The following is a 15,811-nucleotide window of genomic DNA, read 5'->3' as shown; positions in this document are numbered from 1 at the left end:
CACGGAATCAGACAGTCATTTTTTCCCCAGGGCGGTCAGCATCGCTTCTCCCATGCGGGTCGGACTTTTCGTCACCGTAACGCCGCATTCTTCCAGGGTCTGGATCTTGTCCTCGGCCTTTCCCTTGCCGCCGGTGATGATGGCACCAGCGTGCCCCATCCTTTTCCCCGGGGGGGCGGTGACGCCGGCAATGAAGGAGGCAACCGGCTTCTTCATGTTCTCCTTGATCCACCAGGCGGCCTCCTCCTCCGCTGTGCCGCCGATTTCCCCGATCATGAAGACCCCTTCGGTCTTCGGGTCCTCGTTGAACAGCTTCAGGCAGTCGATGAAATTCATGCCGATAATCGGGTCGCCGCCGATCCCGACGCAGGTGGACTGTCCCAGTCCCGCTTCGGTCACCTGCTTGACCGCCTCGTAGGTGAGGGTGCCACTGCGGGAGACGATGCCGATCTTCCCTTTTTTGTGGATGTAGCCGGGCATGATTCCCACCTTGCATTCGCCGGGGGTGATTATGCCGGGGCAGTTGGGGCCGATGAGGCGGGTCTTGCTCTCCTGGATGATCCGCTTCACCGGGACCATGTCCCGAACCGGGATTCCTTCGGTGATGCAGACCGCCAGGTCGATGCCGGCTGCTGCTGCTTCGAGAATGGCGTCGGCGGCCCCCGGAGGTGGCACGAAGATCATGGAGACGTTGGCGCCGGTGTAGCGGACCGCCTCCTCGACGGTATTGAAGACGGGAATCCCCTCGATGTGGATCCCCCCCTTGCCGGGGGTGACGCCGGCGACAATGTGGCTGCCGTAGTCACGGCACTGTTGGGTGTGGAACAGGCCGCTCCGGCCGGTGATCCCCTGCACGACGATCTTGGAATCCTTGTTGATCAGTATGGACATGCAAGCTCTCCTAAAGTTTAAGATTCAAGGTTATGCGCATTGCAACGTTGAACCTTGAACGCTGAACGTTGAACTGGTTTATCCCAGCATCTTGACGATACGTGCCGCCCCGTCCCCCAGATTGTCGGCGGTCTGGACGTTGAGGCCCGATTCCGCCAGGAGCCGCTTCCCTTCCTCAACCTGGGAGCCATCCATCCGCACGACGATGGGGAGGGTGCAGTGGACCTCGGATGCCGCCTCGATGATCCCCTGGGCGATGACGTCGCAGCGCATGATGCCGCCGAAGATGTTGACGAACACCCCTTTCACGTCCCCGTCCTCCAGGATGATCTTGAACGCCTCGGCCACCTTCTCCCGGGTGGCTCCTCCCCCCACGTCCAGGAAGTTGGCCGGTTCGCCGCCGCACTCCTTGAGCACGTCCAGGGTGGCCATGGCCAGACCGGCGCCGTTCACCATGCAGCCGATGTTGCCGGCAAGCTTGATGTAGGAGAGGTCGTACTTGCCCGCGTTGATTTCCAGCGGATCGAGCTGGGAGTAGTCCATCATGTCCGGATATTCCCGGTGGCGGAAGATGGCGTTGTCGTCGAAGGTGATCTTGGCATCCATGGCCATGAGCCATCCCGCCTTGGTCACCACGAGGGGGTTGATCTCCACCAGGGCACAGTCCTTTTCCAGGCAGACCCGGTAGAGGTTGAGCATGAGTTCCACGCAGTCTTCGCAGAGGGTCCCGGTGAGCCCGAGTGCCAGGGCGATCTTGCGGGCCTGGAAGGGGCGCAGGCCGGTGAACGGGTCGATGAAGAGCTTGTGTATCTTCTCCGGCGTTTTCTGGGCCACTTCCTCGATCTCCACCCCTCCCTCTGCCGAGGCGATGAGGCAGTAGCGGGAAGAGCCCCGGTCGAGGGTGATGGAGAGATAGAATTCACGGGCGATCTCCACCGCCTCCTCCACCAGGATGCGGCGCACCTTGAGCCCCTCCGGGCCGGTCTGGGGGGTAACGAGGCGCCGGCCGAACAGATCCTTGCCGTAATCCTGGGCCTGCTCCGGATGGTGGACCAGCTTTACCCCGCCGGCCTTGCCGCGTCCGCCGGCGTAGATCTGCGCCTTAACCACGCAGCGCCCGCCAAACTCCTTCGATGCCCGTTCCACCTGGTCCGAGGTGAGCGCCACCCGTCCACGGGGGATCGGGATGCCGAAGGCATTCAGAATCTCCTTTGCCTGGTACTCATGGATGTTCATGGTTGCTCCGTTTTTAGTGAAAGTAAATTTTTTTACTTATATCATATTGAAGGCAAAATACAATGACAATTATGACCCGTGAGGGATGGGTGTTCCGTTGTGCTCAGAGTCCTCTCGCACCGCCGCTGTACAGCTCATTGAGCGCCGACCGATCGACTCACCCCGACGGGTTCGAACACGATTGGTCGGCTTTGCTCAATTTCGCCTACAGCGACTGGAGCTCGGGCACATTCGCTCCACGGAACACCCATCCCTCACGGATTCAGGTTAGTTTCACTCAGCTTTCTCGAAATTCCCCTTCGACTGACACTGGGGACACTTCTGGGGCTTGCAGCGCCCTTCCTTGGTGAAACCGCAGGTTGTGCATTTCCAGGTTGCCATATTCCTTTCCTCCTTTATGGGGTTATGTGCAGCTTCAACGGGCATATCTCTGAAGCGCAGCTTCGCATCGAGCACCATGGCGCCGGCGGGAGAGAGCGTCACCGGGTTGAGGTCGATTTCTTCCACCAGACCGGTGGCCATCAGCTCCGAGACCGTGACCATGACCCGCGTCAGTGCCGGAAGATCGATGGGCTGCCTGCCGCGGAACCCCGTCAGCAGCCGGGCTCCCTTCGGCTGGCGGGCGAGGCGCAGGGCCTCCTCTTCGGTCAGGGGGGCAAGCCCGAAGGCCACATCGCGGTAGAGTTCCACCAGTACACCACCGAGGCCGAACATGACGATGGGGCCGAACTGGGGGTCCCGGCTGCCGCCGACGATTACCTCCACTCCCGCGGGCACCATCTCCTCCACAAGCACGCCGACGGCGCCGGGAATGGCGGAGAGTTCTCCTGTCGCCCGCGCCAGGTCACGATGGTTTCGGAGGTCGGTACGGACTCCCCCCACATCGCTCTTGCCGGCAAGACCGGGGACAGCCACCTTGGCCACGAGAGGGAAATCCAGTCCGGTCGTTTCCGGGAGCGGCTGGCCGCGGGGAAGAAAGCGGCCGCGGGGAACCGACAACCCCAATTCCCGCAGCATCCCCTTTATCTCGTGTTCCAGGCAGGAACCACGACCGAGAGCGGCGGAGCGGAGTGCCAGAAGTTGTGCATGTGCCCGTTTCATCCCTCTCCCCCCAGAAGCAGCATGATCCCCCGTGCTGCACGCTCCGGCGTCGGGAAAGCCGGGATTCCGGACTTCGCCAGGAGGGTTTCCAGCTTGCCTGCCAGCTTCCCTTGAGCCACATGGGCAACGAGGGGTTTGGAGGTTTCAACCTTGAATCTCCCGAGAATGTCAGCCAGTCCGAGGGTCACCCCCGCTACGCCGGTCAGGGCGATGACCAGGAAGGCGTCATAGTGGTCACCGAGCGCTACAAGAGCTTTGCCGTAGTCGGCGTCCCGCACCTGACCGGTCAGGTCGAGGGGGTTGCCGACGGCATAGAAGGGGGGAAATAACAGGCGAAGCCCTTCCTGCACATCACGGGGAAGGGGTGGGATTTCCAGTCCTCCCCGCATGCAGGCATCGACGGCAAGCACTCCTGCCCCCCCGGCGTTGGTTATGATGCAGACTCTCGTGCCGGAGACTTGCCGTTGCATAGAAAGGGCGTGGGCTCCGTCGAGAAGCTCTTCGAATTCGCCAACTTCCCGGAGGCCGGTTTGCCGGAGAATGGAGCTGAAGACTTCGTAGCGTCCCGCCAGGCGGCCGGTGTGCGAGAAAGCGGCGCTCTGGCCGCTCCGCTCCTTGCCCGCCTTGAGAAGGAGAAGCGGCTTGCGCCCGGCCAGTCGCCGGGCCGCCGCAATGAAACGACGGCCATCTCCCACCGACTCCAGGTAGGCGAGGACCACCGTGGTTTCTCCATCTCCAGCCAGGTAATCGTACAGTTCAGGGGCATCCAGATCCACGGCATTGCCGTAATTGACCGCACGGGAAACGCCTACCCCCATCTTGGCTAAGGCTTCCAGGAGAGAGACCAGGACGGCGCCGCTCTGGGAGACCACCGCCACGTTGCCCCGCCGGGGGCGCCGCATCCGGTCGGCAGGGAGGAAAAAGGTGTCGAGCCGCCGGGCGGGGTTGAACACCCCGAGGCAGTTGGGGCCGAGGAGCCGCACCCCAGCATCCCGGCCGGCCTGAACCAGTTCTTCCTGCAATTCTCCCCGGCCGGTCTCGGCAAAGCCCGCACTGACCACGATGGCAAAACGGCACCGGTTGCGCAACTCCGCTACAATAGCCGGCACGTCGGCAGCGGGGCGGAGAATGACCGCAAGGTCGACACCTTCCGGCAGTGCTGCCGGTTTTGGATAGCAGGCCAGTCCGCCGATTTCCCGGTGGGCAGGGGTGACGGGGTAGATATCCCCCCGGAATCCGGCGAGATTGTGCAGCAGTATCCCGCCAAGACTGTCGGCGCGGGGGCTGGCACCGATGATGGCGATGTTGCGGGGCGCGAAGAGTCGGTCGAGGGGACTCATACGCTTTCGAGGAACAGGAGACCCGGGTCCTCCAGGTACCGCACCACTTTCCGGAGGAACCGGGCTGCGTCCACCCCGTCGGTCACCCGATGGTCGAACGTGAGGGAGAGGTGGAGTATCTTGCGGATGAGGATGGCGCCGCTCACCACCCAGGGGCGTTCGGCGATCCGGCCGCAGCCAAGGATCGCCGCGTCCGGGTAGTTGATGATGGGGGTGGCATAGGTGCCGCCGAAGTGGCCGTAGTTGGTGATGGTGAAGGTGCTCCCCCGCATCTCATCCAGGGTTATGGTGCGAGCCCTCGCACGCTCCCCCAGCCGGTCCAACTCTTCGGCCAGCTCCAGCACCGATTTGCGGGCAACATCCCGGAGGACCGGTACCATCAGCCCGTCGGGAGTGTCCACGGCGATCCCCATGTTGCAGTACTTCTTGAGGACGATTTCGTTGGCCGTGTCGTCGATGGAGGCGTTGAGATAGGGGTGTTCCAGGAGGGCGTGCTGCACCGCCTTGATGATGAAGGGGAGGAAGGTGAGATGGATCCCGCGCTCGTGCGTCTCCCCCGTTTCCCGGACACGAAGTTGCCAGAGTTCGGTGATGTCCGCCTCTTCCATGCCGGTGACGAAGGCGGTCTGCCGCTGGGATGCGACAAGGTTGCGGGCGATGGTGCGGCGCACCCCGCGAAGCGGGATTCGTTCCACCGGGCCGTAGATATCCGGGGGGGAAGACGCTGCCCCTGTCGACGTAAGGAGGTCCTCCCGCGTAATGCTCCCCCGTGGCCCGCTCCCGGCGATTCCCGACAGGTCGACCCCCATCTCCCGGGCGAGTGCCCTGACCGCCGGGGTGGCGAGCACACCTTTCCCGACCTCGGGTCCGACCCTTACCTCTTCCGCCTCGGGAAGTTCCCCCACGATTCCCACCGACCGTGGGCGCGGCGGTGCTTCCTCGCCTTCGATCCCAATGGTGAGGAGCGCCGCGCCGACCGGCACCAGTTCCCCCTCTCTCCTGAGAAGGTGTTCGATCCGGCCAGCCTTGGGGGAGGGTATTTCCACCACCGCCTTGTCTGTCTCCACCTCGGCGATTCCCTGGTGCTCGGCGATCAGGTCACCTTCCTTGACCAGCCAGCGGCGCAGTTCCGCCTCGGTGATCCCTTCACCAAGATCGGGGAGTTTGAACTCAAAGGGCATGGATGACTCCTATGTATTACAAGAAAAATCAAAAACGAATTAACGGGGATGGACAGGATATTCAGGATAATAGGTCAACTGCCAACGCCAGACTCCATAAAAGGTTTTATCCTGATTTTTCTGAATATCTCTGTTAAAAGTCTATGTCAGTACTTAAGCACCTCGTCGAGCGCCTTCCTGATCCGTTCCACCGACGGGATGTAGTAATCCTCCAGCTTGGGGAGTGGCATGGTCACGTCGAAGCCGGCGACACGCAGGATGGGGGCGCGCAGGTGGAGGATCGCCCGGGCTGCTATGGTGGCGGCCAGTTCCGCTCCGAAACCGCAGGTCTCGGCAGCCTCCTGGACGATGACTACCCGGCCGGTCTTGCGTGCCGATGTGAGGATGGCCTCTTCGTCGAAGGGGGAGATGGTCTGGAGGTCGAGAAGGTCGACACGGTACCCCTCCGTTGCCTTGAGGGTCCGCTCCACCATGCTCCCCCAGGCGATGACGGTGACATCACCGCCTTCCCGCGCACATTTCGCCTTGCCGAGGGGGACCGTGTACTCCTCGGCGGGGACTTCCTCCCTGATGAGGCGGTAGAGGCGGGTCGGTTCCAGGAATATGACCGGGTCGGGGTCGCGGATGGCGGCGGTGAGGAGCCCCTTGGCGCTGTAGGGACCAGACGGAATCACCACCTTGATCCCCGGCATGTGGCAGAAAAGCGCCTCGGTGCTCTCCTCATGGAGCTCCGGCGCCTTGATGCCGGCGCCGTAGGGGGTGCGCACCACCAGCGGGCAGGTAAAGCGCCCCCGGGAGCGGGAGCGCATACGGGCAGCGTGGGAACAGAGTTGGTCGAAAGCGGCATAAATGAATCCCATGAACTGGATCTCCGCCACCGGCCTGAGACCATAGAGGGACATGCCGAGGGCGGCGCCGACGATCCCCGACTCGGCCAGGGGGGTGTCAATGACCCGGGCGACGCCGAATTCTTCCTGGAGCCCTTCCGAGATCCGAAACACTCCCCCGTCCCGACCCACATCTTCCCCCAGGAGGAGCACATCCGGGTCCCGTGCCATCTCCTGGCGAAGGGCGAGGTTCAAAGCCTGTACCATGTTCATCTGGGGCATGGGAAATCCTTCAGCGCGGAAATCGGAAGCCCGGAAGGCGGGAAGGGATGCGGTGCCTCTGCACTTCTTTTCTTCCGCGCTTCCTCACTAACCGACTTCCTTCCGCTGTCGTTGTTGACGCGGACTCAGCTCTGCATTCGTGTAATCGAATATCTCCGTCGCTGCAGGTTTCGGGGCGCTCTCCGCCCGGTGCACCGCTTCGTCAACAGCGGCCGTTGCCTCTTCCTGTACGTGTCGTTCGTACGCCTCGTCCCACAGGTGGCGTTGGGTCATGAAGCGGCGGAGGCGGAGAATCGGATCCTTTTCCCGCCAGTCGGCTACCTCCTCGGGGGGGCGATAGCGGCTGGCATCGTCGGCGGTGGTATGGTCGGCGATGCGATAGGTGTGGCATTCGATGAAAGTCGGACCACCGCCGTTGCGTGCCTTTTCCAGGGCTGTGCGGGTGGCTCGGTAGACGGCGAAGATGTCGTTGCCGTCCACCTGAATCCCTTCGAAACCGTACCCCCAGGCTTTCTGGGCCAGGGAGGGAGCGGCGGTCTGCCGGTCGAAGGGGACCGAGATGGCCCACTGGTTGTTCTGGCAGATGAAGACCACCGGCGCCCGAAAGACCCCTGCCATGTTCAGCCCTTCGTGAAAGTCTCCCTTGGAGGTGGCGCCGTCGCCGAAATAGCAGACCACGGCGTTCCGGTCTCCCCGGTAGCTGGCGGCCATGGCTGCTCCCACCGCGTGGGGGATGTGGGTGCCGACCGCCACGCAGATGGGGAGGATGTTCAGGCCGGTGGGGGTAGCGAGGCCGCGCTCATCGCCGGCCCAGTACTGATAGAGAAGATGCATCGGGTAGCCGAGGGTAATGTGCATCCCCATTTCACGGAAGGAGGGGAAGACCCAGTCACTCTTTTCCAGGGCGAAGGCGCTTCCGACCTGGGCAGCCTCCTGGCCGAGGATGGAAGGGTAGGTGCCGAGCCGACCCTCCCGCTGGAGCGCCAGCGCACGGCCGTCGAAGGTGCGGGAGAGGACGAGCAGTTCGTAGAGGCGGCGGATATCCTGTCCGTTCAATGGAGGAAGGAGGTTTTCGTCTGCGTTACCCTGTGGATCCAGGATGTTCAGGCGCTTGACGGCACAGGAGCCGATGATTTCCTCGGGCATGAACGGTTATCCTTCCCTGATAGGGTGAGACTGCTGTTTGGGAAGTTTACCGAACTGCAACCGGCTGTCAACGGCGGGTCGCTAAAAGGGGAGCATAGGGGACGGAGTCGAGAAGGGGATGGCGGTGCTTGTCTGCTGGCAGGGGGGTAGTGTCCGGGTTTGCGCCGAGGGACACGCAAACCCGGTGTGTCGCTGGCTTACCAGTGTCTCTCGGGAGGAGCGACCCGCTCCAGAAGGAGTATCTCGCCGTCTCTGACCTCGAAGACGTTGCCCACCTGGTTGATCCACCGGTCTCCTTCTTCCAGGGGGTAGGGGACCTCCCGCTGGCCGAGATAGACCTCCGCATCGTCGATGTAGGCGTACCACTCAAGGCTGCCGGTCATCCATACTCTGTTCTTCAGTTCCATAGGAAAGTCTCCGCTTTTGTGTAGTGGTGAATTCGTGGGGGAATGAACGTCTCTCTCGAATTCAAGTTAGTACGTGATGCTGCATGATAGCGGAAAAGGTCCGGTCCGGTCAAGCAGGGCGGTTTTTTGTTGTTGCCTTCGGGAGTTTTTGCTATTACTGAAGCTTATTCTAAGTCCTCTGTGATAAAGGAGATAGAGCATGAAATTCACCAAGATGCACGGTGCCGGCAACGATTATGTTTATGTGAACTGCTTCGCGGAACAGGTAGGAGAACCGGAGCAGGTGGCCATACGGGTTTCCAACCGCAACTTCGGCATCGGTTCCGACGGTCTCATCCTCATCATGCCATCGGACAAGGCGGACGTGCGGATGCGGATGTTCAACTCCGACGGTTCCGAGTCGGAGATGTGCGGCAACGGCATCCGCTGCGTGGCCAAATACGCCTATGACCACGGCATCGTGACCAAAAAGGAGATATCCGCCGAGACCGGCGCCGGCATCCTCACCCTGCAGCTCTTCACCAACGGTGTTGACAAGGTGGAGAAGGTGCGGGTCAATATGGGACCGCCCCGTCTCACCCGTGCCCAGATCCCCATGCTTGGCGATCCCCAGGACAGCCAGGTGGTGGCCCTTCCCCTCAACATCCTCCACGAGACCTTTGCCATCACCACCGTCTCCATGGGGAATCCCCACTGCGTCATCTTCGTGGACGATGTGGAGCACTTCCAGGTGGAGAAGTACGGGCCGCTCATCGAGAACCACCACATGTTTCCCCGCCGCACCAACGTGGAGTTCGTTCAGATCATCTCCCGCACCGAAGTGCGCCAGCGGACCTGGGAGCGGGGCGCCGGCGAGACCCTGGCCTGCGGCACCGGCGCCAGTGCGGTCTGCGCCGCCGGCGTCCTCAACGGCCTAACCGAGAAAAAGATTCTCAATCACCTCTCCGGCGGCGATCTGGAACTGGAGTGGGCGGAGGACGGCAACGTGTATATGACGGGGCCGGCGGTGGAGGTGTTTTCCGGCGAGATCAACCTGTAACCATGCAGGGGCAAACCTAGTGTTTGCCCTTTTTTTCGGGCGATCACGAGGATCGCCCCTACGAGGTTTACCATGACTGACTGCCCGATGTGCAATAAATGGGAAGTCGATTCCGACCTTCGTATTGCGGAGCTGGAGTACTGCCATGTTCTCCTCAACCGAGACCAGTTCTTTGCCGGCTATTGCTTCGTCTTCACCAAAGACCACGTCACCGAGCTGTTCCACCTGGAGCGGGAGGTCCGGACGGCCGTCATGGAAGAAGTGACGGCTGTGGCAGCCGCCCTGTACAGGCTGTTCCAACCGGCTAAAATTAACTACGAGCTCCTCGGTAACATGGTCCCCCACATGCACTGGCACCTGGTTCCCCGCTTCACCACTGATCCCCTCTGGCCGCGTCCCATCTGGTCCGAGCCCCACACCGAGGTGCACCTCACCCCCGCCGAGTACGCCGAGCGGATCGAGGCGATCTACAAATCACTTAAAGCCTGATGCAGTTGGTAAAACCAACACATCGAATTAACAGGGATATTCAGGATAATCAGGATTAAGATCAATCATGATTTAAATCTGAAAGAAGCGTTTGGGACACGGAAGAGGCGGAAAAATCGGAATAACTGCGGATTCAGGCTACAACTTCAACGAACCTTTAGGGTGAAATCTGAATCTGGAGTTCATCCGTCTTAATCAGATGTTTTCCGCTTTTTCCGTGTCCAATTGCCTTTTTGGGGTACATGGTTTTGGTTTTATCCTGAATATCCTGTGCATCCCTGTTAGATAGATTTTTGTTTTTCTTCGTGGATAAGAAAGGATCTTGTATGGATTATCTCGGTGCCCACATGTCCATCGCCGGCGGTATTCACCTCGCCCCTGAACGGGGGGCGAAGGCCGGTTGCGGCGTGATCCAGGTATTCACCCAGAACTCCAACCAATGGCGGGGGAAGATGCCTTCAGCCGCCGAGGCGGCGCTGTTCCGGGAGAAATGGGCCGCCTCCGGGCTTCACGAGGTCGTCTGCCACGACATCTACCTCGTCAACCTGGGGGCCGCACCGGGTGAGGTGCGGGACAAGAGCCTGGCTGGCTTCGCCGAGGAGATGCGGCGCTGCGAATGTCTCGGCATCAGGAAGATCGTCATGCATCCCGGCTCCCACAACGGTGATGGGGAAGAGGTGGGGATCAAGCGGGTCTGCGCCGCCTTCGACGAGCTCTTTGCCCTGGTCCCCGAGTTCACGGGGAAGGTTCTCCTGGAGACCACCGCCGGCCAGGGGACCAATCTGGGGTACAGTTTCGAGCACCTGCGCGCCATCATGGACGGCACCTCCCACCCCGACCGCTTTGCCGTCTGCTATGACACCTGCCACACCTTCGCCGCCGGCTACGACATCACCTCCGACGCGGGATACCGTCAGGTCATGGCAGATTTCGACCGGATCATTGGTATCGGCCTGCTCCAGTGCTTCCACATCAACGACTCCAAGAAGGGGCTCAATTGCCGGGTAGACCGCCACGAGCACATAGGCCAGGGGGCTATGGGGCTGAACGGTTTCCGCTTCATCATGAACGACCCCCGCTTTGTGAAGATTCCCAAGATACTGGAGACCCCCAAGGGGGACAACGACGAGATGGACGAGGTGAACCTCGGGGTTCTGAGGGATTTGGTGAAACCGTAAGGGGTAATGCCATGAAAGAAAAAATCGAAATCATCCAGGCTGACATCACCAGGCTTTCCGTGGATGCCATTGTCAATGCGGCCAATAATACTCTCCTCGGCGGCGGCGGGGTGGACGGCGCCATCCACCGGGCGGCGGGGCCGGAGCTGGTGGCGGAATGCGCTACTCTTGGCGGTTGCGCCACGGGGGATGCGAAAATCACAAAGGGGTATAAACTGCCGGCGCGGCATGTGATCCACACGGTGGGACCGGTCTGGCACGGGGGGAACGAGGGGGAGCCGGCACTCCTGAGAAGCTGCTACCGCCGCTGCTTTCAGGTTGCCCACGACAACGGTCTCACGTCCCTTGCCTTCCCCGCCATCAGTGCCGGGGTCTTCGGCTACCCCATGACGAAGGCGTGCGAGGTCGCCCTGACGGAGGCGAAAACGGCGCTGGCCGCCAACCCGGAGCTGGAGCGGATCGTGTTCGTCCCCTTTAGCGCCGAGGCGCTGGCCATCTACCGGGAAACGTTCGAAAAGGTCTTCGCGTGAAAGCGGTTATCCAGCGGGTTACCGAGGCGCGTGTGGAGGTGGACGGCGCGACGGTGGGTGCTATCGGTCGCGGCATGCTCGTGCTGCTCGGGGTGGAGAAGGGAGACGGGGAACGGGACGCGGCCTGGCTGGCGGAGAAGATCGTGGGGCTGCGCTTCTTCGAGGACGCCGGCGGCAAGATGAACCTGGCGCTTCAGGAGGTCGGCGGCGCGATGCTGGCGGTCTCCCAGTTTACCCTGGCGGGGAACTGCTCCAAGGGGCGACGCCCTTCCTTCGATACCGCTGCCCCTCCCGATGAGGCGAACCGCTTGTATGAGCTGTTCGTGGCGAAGGTGAAAGGACTCGGGGTGCCGGTCGCTACCGGCATCTTCCAGGCGGAGATGCGGGTGCATCTTGTCAATGACGGGCCGGTGACGTTTATCATCGAGAGCCGTGAAAAGTGAAAAGTGAATGTGAAAAGTGAAAATCTGAAAACCATCCTTGACGGCCTTTATGCCGCCCGCTCGCCGCGGCACCTGGCCAACGATCCCCTCTCCTTCTGCCACCGCTATCCCGACCCGGCGGACCGGGAAATTGTCGGCTTCATCGCCGCGGCGTTTGCCTACGGCAACGTGAAGATCATCCTGAAAAACCTGGAGACCGTCTTTGCCGCCATGGGAGGGTCGCCGCGCCGGTTCGTGGAGGAATTCGTGCCAGGCGCGGGGCTGCGGATCTACGCCGGCTTCAAGCACCGCTTCAACGACCATCGCGACCTCTGCGCCCTGTTGCTGGCGGCCCGCACCATGCTGGAGGAGGCCGACTCCATCGGCGACTACTTCCTCGGCTGTTACGACGCAACGGCGGAAGATATCACCCCGTCCCTCATCGAGTTCACGGCGGCGCTCCTTGCCATGGACTACTCGCCGGTCTTCGGCCCCGCAGGCATCCCTGCCGACTCCTACTTTCCCTTCTTCTTCCCGTCGCCCGCTGCCGGGAGCGCCTGCAAAAGACTCTGCATGTTTCTGCGCTGGATGGCCCGTCCTGCCGACGGGATCGACCTGGGACTTTGGCGTGAAGTCTCCCCGGCCAAGCTCGTCATTCCGGTGGACGCCCATATCCAGCGGATAGCGCGCAACCTGGGACTCACCTCCCGCAGGCAGGCGGACTGGCGCATGGCCCGGGAAATAACGGCGGCCCTGCGGAAACTCGACCCGGCCGACCCGGTGAAATACGACTTCTCCCTCTGCCATCTCGGGATATCGGAGGGGTGCGACGGAACGGTTCGCCCGCTCTGCAGTGAGTGCCCGGTGACCACCATCTGCACGGAAAGAGCGCCATGAGCACGACCCCCCTCGTCCTCCTCGATTCATTTACCACGCGCCGTAACTCCGCTTCGTACCGGTTCGACGGTTTCGTGGAGGAGATCGTCGCCCATGCGGCGGATGAGGTCCTTCCCGCGCTGCGTCGGGTAGAGGCTGCCGTGGCGGAAGGCCTGCACGCCGCCGGCTTCGTCTCCTACGAGGCCGCACCGGGGCTTGGAACCGGTCTGACGACCCATCCCCCCGGCTCCCTTCCCCTGGTCTGGTTCGGCATCTTCCGGCGGCGGTACGGAGCTGCTTCGCGCCTGGACGGTGTGGGGGAGAGGGAACATGTCACCGGCTACGAAACGACGGACTGGACCCCGTCCCTCAACCAGGAAGCATACGGTGCGATGGTCGGACGGGTACGGGAGTACATAGCCGCCGGCGACACCTATCAGGTCAACTTCACGCTCCGCCAGCATTTCCGGCTGGACGGCGATCCCCAGGCGTGCTACCACGACTTCTGCCGCTCCCAGAAGGCATCCTACTGTGCTTTCATGGATACGGGGCGCTGCCAGATACTTTCCGCCTCCCCCGAGCTCTTCTTCGAGCTGAAACAAGGTGTCATCACCTGTCGCCCCATGAAGGGTACGGCACGGCGGGGGCGGTGGCATGGTGAGGACGAGACGGTCAAAGCGCAGCTGAAGGAGAGCGAGAAGGAGCGAGCGGAAAACCTGATGATCGTCGATCTTCTGCGTAACGACATGGGGAAGGTAGCGGAAATCGGGTCGGTAAAGGTTGAATCGCTCTTCGACGTGGAGACGCTGGAAACGGTTCACCAGATGTGCTCGACCATCACCGGCCGGGTCAGGGATGGCGTGGGGCTTGTGGAGATATTTCAGGCCCTCTTTCCCTGCGGGTCGGTGACGGGGGCGCCGAAGAAACGGAGCATGGAGATTATCCGGGAGTTGGAGGAGGGTCCTCGCGGCCTGTACACCGGCTGTATCGGCTATGTCTCGCCACCGGCGGATAACGCGGGGCCCTGCGAGGCGGTGTTCAGTGTTGCTATCAGGACTTCCGTCTTGGACACCGCAGCGAGGACGGCTGAACTGGGGATCGGCAGCGGCATCACCATCGGTTCCAGTGCCGATGCCGAGTACGACGAATGCTTGGACAAGAGCCACTTTGCCCGGCATGTGATCCCGGATTTCCAGCTTGTGGAAACCATGCTCCATGAAGAAGGGAAAGGGTATTTTCTCCTGGAGCGACACCTGGCCCGCCTGTCCCGCTCGGCGGACTATTTCGGGTTTCCCCTTCGCCTGGGGCAGATTGCCCTGGTGCTGGAGCATCGCGCCGCCCCCCTCACCGGTCTCACCAGGGTCCGGCTCCTCCTGAACCGGAAGGGGGCGTTTACCATCCAGACGGAAATGCTACCTCCATCTGCAACGGAAGAGCCGGTTCCGGTCGCCCTTGCCCCGGCGCCGGTGGATTCGACGGACCCGTTCCTCTACCACAAGACTACTCATCGTCACTTCTACCGGTCGGCCCTGGACCGGCACCCCTATTGCGGAGACGTGTTGTTTGTGAACGAGCGGGGGGAGATGACCGAAGGTGCGAACCACAATATTGTGGCCCGTCTGGATGGTGAACTGGTCACCCCTCCCCAGACGAGTGGTATTCTTCCCGGCACCTTTCGGGCGGAGCTTCTGGCGAGGGGAGAGATACGGGAAAGGGTCATCACCCCCGTGGACCTGGCACGGGCGGAGGAGCTCTGGCTCATCAATTCGGTGCGGAAATGGCGACGAGCCAAACTGCAATGAAAGGAGTTGCGTATGCAGACATTCGGCTTTATCGGTCTTGGCATCATGGGGAGTTCCATGGCGAAGAACCTGGTCAAAGCGGGATTCGGAGTGACGGTCTGGAACCGTTCTGCGGAGAAATGCCGGGAGCTTGAGGCGCTTGGCGCCACGGTTGCGGCAACACCGCGGCAGGTGGCGGAAGCCTGCCAGGTAACCTTTGCCATGCTGGCCGATCCGGCTGCTGCCCTGGCGGTCTTCGATGGCCCGGACGGGGTGCTGGCGGGGATATCCGCGGGGAAAGGATACGTGGACATGTCCACGGTCGATGCAGCCACTTCTGGTCAAATCGCCGCCGCCGTCACCGCCCGGGGCGGCCGGTTTCTGGAGGCACCGGTATCGGGAAGCCGGAAGCCGGCCGAAGACGGGACCCTCATTATCCTTGCTGCAGGCGACCGCTCCCTCTACGATGAAGCCCTTCCCGGTCTTGAACGGATGGGGAAGAAGATTCTCCACTTGGGAGAGGTGGGAAACGGCGCCCGGATGAAGCTGGTGGTGAACATGGTCATGGGGGGAATGATGACGGCCTTCTGCGAGGGGCTTGCGCTGGGGGAACGTGCCGGTCTCCATCAGGCCGACATCCTGGAGGTCATCGACGCCGGCGCCATGGCCAACCCGATGTTCAGGCTGAAGGGTGGGCAGATCGGTCAGGGGAGCTTCGCTACCGCCTTCCCCCTCAAGCACATGCAGAAGGATATGCGGCTTGCGGTGGCCCTCGGGGACGAGATGCAACAGCCGCTTTTTTCCGCTGCCACGGCCAATGAACTCTTCAAGCGGGCCAGGGAGATGGGATTCGGCGACGAGGACTTCGCGGCCGTCTTCAAGGCGATCCGTGCATGAAGGGAGCGCTGCAGTTCCTGTCGGTCGTTCTTCTTACCTGGTCCTTTCTCTATCCCCTTCTTTACGGCGGTACCGGCCGGCGGGTTGCCTGGGGGTGGGTAGCCTGCATGGTTGCGGGCGGCGTGGTCTGCCTCTATCTTCTCGTCAGGTATCGGCGGCAGTTGTAGCGTTACCGTTACTCATTTCGT

Annotated in this window: 17 protein-coding genes; 9 read left to right on the top strand and 8 right to left on the bottom strand. The window is 61.9% G+C overall.

What is annotated here, in order from left to right:
* Nucleotides 1-15: 15 nt before the first annotated feature.
* The 8 genes from sucD to LDN04_RS00220 form a co-directional block, all read right to left on the bottom strand.
* The gene (gene sucD, locus LDN04_RS00255; protein WP_223905175.1) at nt 16-891 is read right to left on the bottom strand and encodes a succinate--CoA ligase subunit alpha; all 876 of its coding nucleotides are present in this window, start codon (nt 889-891) and stop codon (nt 16-18) included.
* A 78-nt stretch (nt 892-969) separates the two neighbouring features.
* Entirely contained in the window at nt 970-2,127 is a 1,158-nt protein-coding gene (gene sucC / locus LDN04_RS00250; RefSeq protein WP_223905173.1) for an ADP-forming succinate--CoA ligase subunit beta, read from the bottom strand.
* Nucleotides 2,128-2,400: 273 nt separating this feature from the next.
* Nucleotides 2,401-3,228, bottom strand: a complete 828-nt coding sequence (locus LDN04_RS00245) for an RCKP-type rubredoxin-like domain-containing protein (RefSeq protein WP_223905171.1) — start codon at nt 3,226-3,228, stop codon at nt 2,401-2,403.
* Nucleotides 3,225-4,568 (bottom strand): acetate--CoA ligase family protein, encoded by a 1,344-nt coding sequence (locus LDN04_RS00240; RefSeq protein ID WP_223905169.1) that lies wholly within the window; start codon nt 4,566-4,568, stop codon nt 3,225-3,227. The genes LDN04_RS00245 and LDN04_RS00240 overlap by 4 nt, the downstream gene beginning before the upstream one ends.
* Entirely contained in the window at nt 4,565-5,749 is a 1,185-nt protein-coding gene (locus tag LDN04_RS00235; protein ID WP_223905167.1) for a dihydrolipoamide acetyltransferase family protein, read from the bottom strand. The genes LDN04_RS00240 and LDN04_RS00235 overlap by 4 nt, the downstream gene beginning before the upstream one ends.
* Before the next feature lie 146 nt (nt 5,750-5,895).
* Nucleotides 5,896-6,858 (bottom strand): alpha-ketoacid dehydrogenase subunit beta, encoded by a 963-nt coding sequence (locus LDN04_RS00230; RefSeq protein WP_223905165.1) that lies wholly within the window; start codon nt 6,856-6,858, stop codon nt 5,896-5,898.
* Between the two features lie 87 nt (nt 6,859-6,945).
* A complete protein-coding gene (gene pdhA / locus LDN04_RS00225) occupies nt 6,946-8,004 on the bottom strand; it encodes a pyruvate dehydrogenase (acetyl-transferring) E1 component subunit alpha (RefSeq protein ID WP_223905163.1) in 1,059 nt (352 codons plus the stop codon).
* A gap of 197 nt (nt 8,005-8,201) precedes the next feature.
* The gene (locus LDN04_RS00220) at nt 8,202-8,411 is read right to left on the bottom strand and encodes a hypothetical protein (RefSeq protein WP_223905161.1); all 210 of its coding nucleotides are present in this window, start codon (nt 8,409-8,411) and stop codon (nt 8,202-8,204) included.
* Between the two features lie 199 nt (nt 8,412-8,610).
* On the opposite strand from LDN04_RS00220, the gene dapF reads away from it, so the two are divergent.
* The 9 genes from dapF (at nt 8,611) to LDN04_RS00175 (ending at nt 15,790) form a co-directional block, all read left to right on the top strand.
* Nucleotides 8,611-9,450: a diaminopimelate epimerase gene (gene dapF, locus LDN04_RS00215; RefSeq protein ID WP_223905159.1), complete on the top strand. Its 840-nt coding sequence runs from the start codon at nt 8,611-8,613 to the stop codon at nt 9,448-9,450.
* Nucleotides 9,451-9,522: 72 nt separating this feature from the next.
* Nucleotides 9,523-9,939 (top strand): HIT family protein, encoded by a 417-nt coding sequence (locus LDN04_RS00210; RefSeq protein WP_223905157.1) that lies wholly within the window; start codon nt 9,523-9,525, stop codon nt 9,937-9,939.
* Nucleotides 9,940-10,265: 326 nt separating this feature from the next.
* Nucleotides 10,266-11,117 (top strand): deoxyribonuclease IV, encoded by an 852-nt coding sequence (locus tag LDN04_RS00205; RefSeq protein WP_223905154.1) that lies wholly within the window; start codon nt 10,266-10,268, stop codon nt 11,115-11,117.
* 11 nt (nt 11,118-11,128) lie between these two features.
* Nucleotides 11,129-11,647, top strand: coding sequence for an O-acetyl-ADP-ribose deacetylase (locus LDN04_RS00200; protein WP_223905152.1), 519 nt, complete (start codon nt 11,129-11,131; stop codon nt 11,645-11,647).
* Nucleotides 11,644-12,090, top strand: a complete 447-nt coding sequence (dtd, locus tag LDN04_RS00195; protein WP_223905150.1) for a D-aminoacyl-tRNA deacylase — start codon at nt 11,644-11,646, stop codon at nt 12,088-12,090. Before LDN04_RS00200 ends, dtd begins: the two co-directional genes overlap by 4 nt.
* Before the next feature lie 9 nt (nt 12,091-12,099).
* Nucleotides 12,100-12,966, top strand: coding sequence for a TIGR02757 family protein (locus LDN04_RS00190; RefSeq protein WP_223905148.1), 867 nt, complete (start codon nt 12,100-12,102; stop codon nt 12,964-12,966).
* Complete coding sequence (gene pabB / locus LDN04_RS00185) at nt 12,963-14,747, top strand: aminodeoxychorismate synthase component I (protein WP_223905146.1); 1,785 nt, start codon at nt 12,963-12,965, stop codon at nt 14,745-14,747. The genes LDN04_RS00190 and pabB overlap by 4 nt, the downstream gene beginning before the upstream one ends.
* 12 nt (nt 14,748-14,759) lie before the next feature.
* Entirely contained in the window at nt 14,760-15,623 is an 864-nt protein-coding gene (locus LDN04_RS00180; protein WP_223905144.1) for an NAD(P)-dependent oxidoreductase, read from the top strand.
* A complete protein-coding gene (locus LDN04_RS00175) occupies nt 15,620-15,790 on the top strand; it encodes a hypothetical protein (protein WP_223905142.1) in 171 nt (56 codons plus the stop codon). Before LDN04_RS00180 ends, LDN04_RS00175 begins: the two co-directional genes overlap by 4 nt.
* The last annotated feature ends 21 nt before the right edge of the window (nt 15,791-15,811 follow it).

The sequence above is a fragment of the Geobacter sp. AOG1 genome, assembly GCF_019972315.1.
Classification (GTDB): Bacteria; Desulfobacterota; Desulfuromonadia; order Geobacterales; family Geobacteraceae; genus Geomobilimonas.
This window is presented reverse-complemented; position numbering and strand designations above follow the sequence as displayed.

What these genes read in the sequence shown, in the direction of transcription:
- LDN04_RS00205 (WP_223905154.1), top strand. Translation starts at nt 10,266, where the DNA reads ATGGATTATCTCGGTGCCCACATGTCCATCGCCGGCGGTATTCACCTC.
- LDN04_RS00240 (WP_223905169.1), bottom strand. Translation starts at nt 4,568, where the DNA reads ATGAGTCCCCTCGACCGACTCTTCGCGCCCCGCAACATCGCCATCATC.
- LDN04_RS00235 (WP_223905167.1), bottom strand. Translation starts at nt 5,749, where the DNA reads ATGCCCTTTGAGTTCAAACTCCCCGATCTTGGTGAAGGGATCACCGAG.
- sucD (WP_223905175.1), bottom strand. Translation starts at nt 891, where the DNA reads ATGTCCATACTGATCAACAAGGATTCCAAGATCGTCGTGCAGGGGATC.
- LDN04_RS00180 (WP_223905144.1), top strand. Translation starts at nt 14,760, where the DNA reads ATGCAGACATTCGGCTTTATCGGTCTTGGCATCATGGGGAGTTCCATG.
- pabB (WP_223905146.1), top strand. Translation starts at nt 12,963, where the DNA reads ATGAGCACGACCCCCCTCGTCCTCCTCGATTCATTTACCACGCGCCGT.
- LDN04_RS00200 (WP_223905152.1), top strand. Translation starts at nt 11,129, where the DNA reads ATGAAAGAAAAAATCGAAATCATCCAGGCTGACATCACCAGGCTTTCC.
- dapF (WP_223905159.1), top strand. Translation starts at nt 8,611, where the DNA reads ATGAAATTCACCAAGATGCACGGTGCCGGCAACGATTATGTTTATGTG.
- LDN04_RS00230 (WP_223905165.1), bottom strand. Translation starts at nt 6,858, where the DNA reads ATGCCCCAGATGAACATGGTACAGGCTTTGAACCTCGCCCTTCGCCAG.
- sucC (WP_223905173.1), bottom strand. Translation starts at nt 2,127, where the DNA reads ATGAACATCCATGAGTACCAGGCAAAGGAGATTCTGAATGCCTTCGGC.
- LDN04_RS00220 (WP_223905161.1), bottom strand. Translation starts at nt 8,411, where the DNA reads ATGGAACTGAAGAACAGAGTATGGATGACCGGCAGCCTTGAGTGGTAC.
- LDN04_RS00245 (WP_223905171.1), bottom strand. Translation starts at nt 3,228, where the DNA reads ATGAAACGGGCACATGCACAACTTCTGGCACTCCGCTCCGCCGCTCTC.
- LDN04_RS00210 (WP_223905157.1), top strand. Translation starts at nt 9,523, where the DNA reads ATGACTGACTGCCCGATGTGCAATAAATGGGAAGTCGATTCCGACCTT.
- pdhA (WP_223905163.1), bottom strand. Translation starts at nt 8,004, where the DNA reads ATGCCCGAGGAAATCATCGGCTCCTGTGCCGTCAAGCGCCTGAACATC.
- LDN04_RS00175 (WP_223905142.1), top strand. Translation starts at nt 15,620, where the DNA reads ATGAAGGGAGCGCTGCAGTTCCTGTCGGTCGTTCTTCTTACCTGGTCC.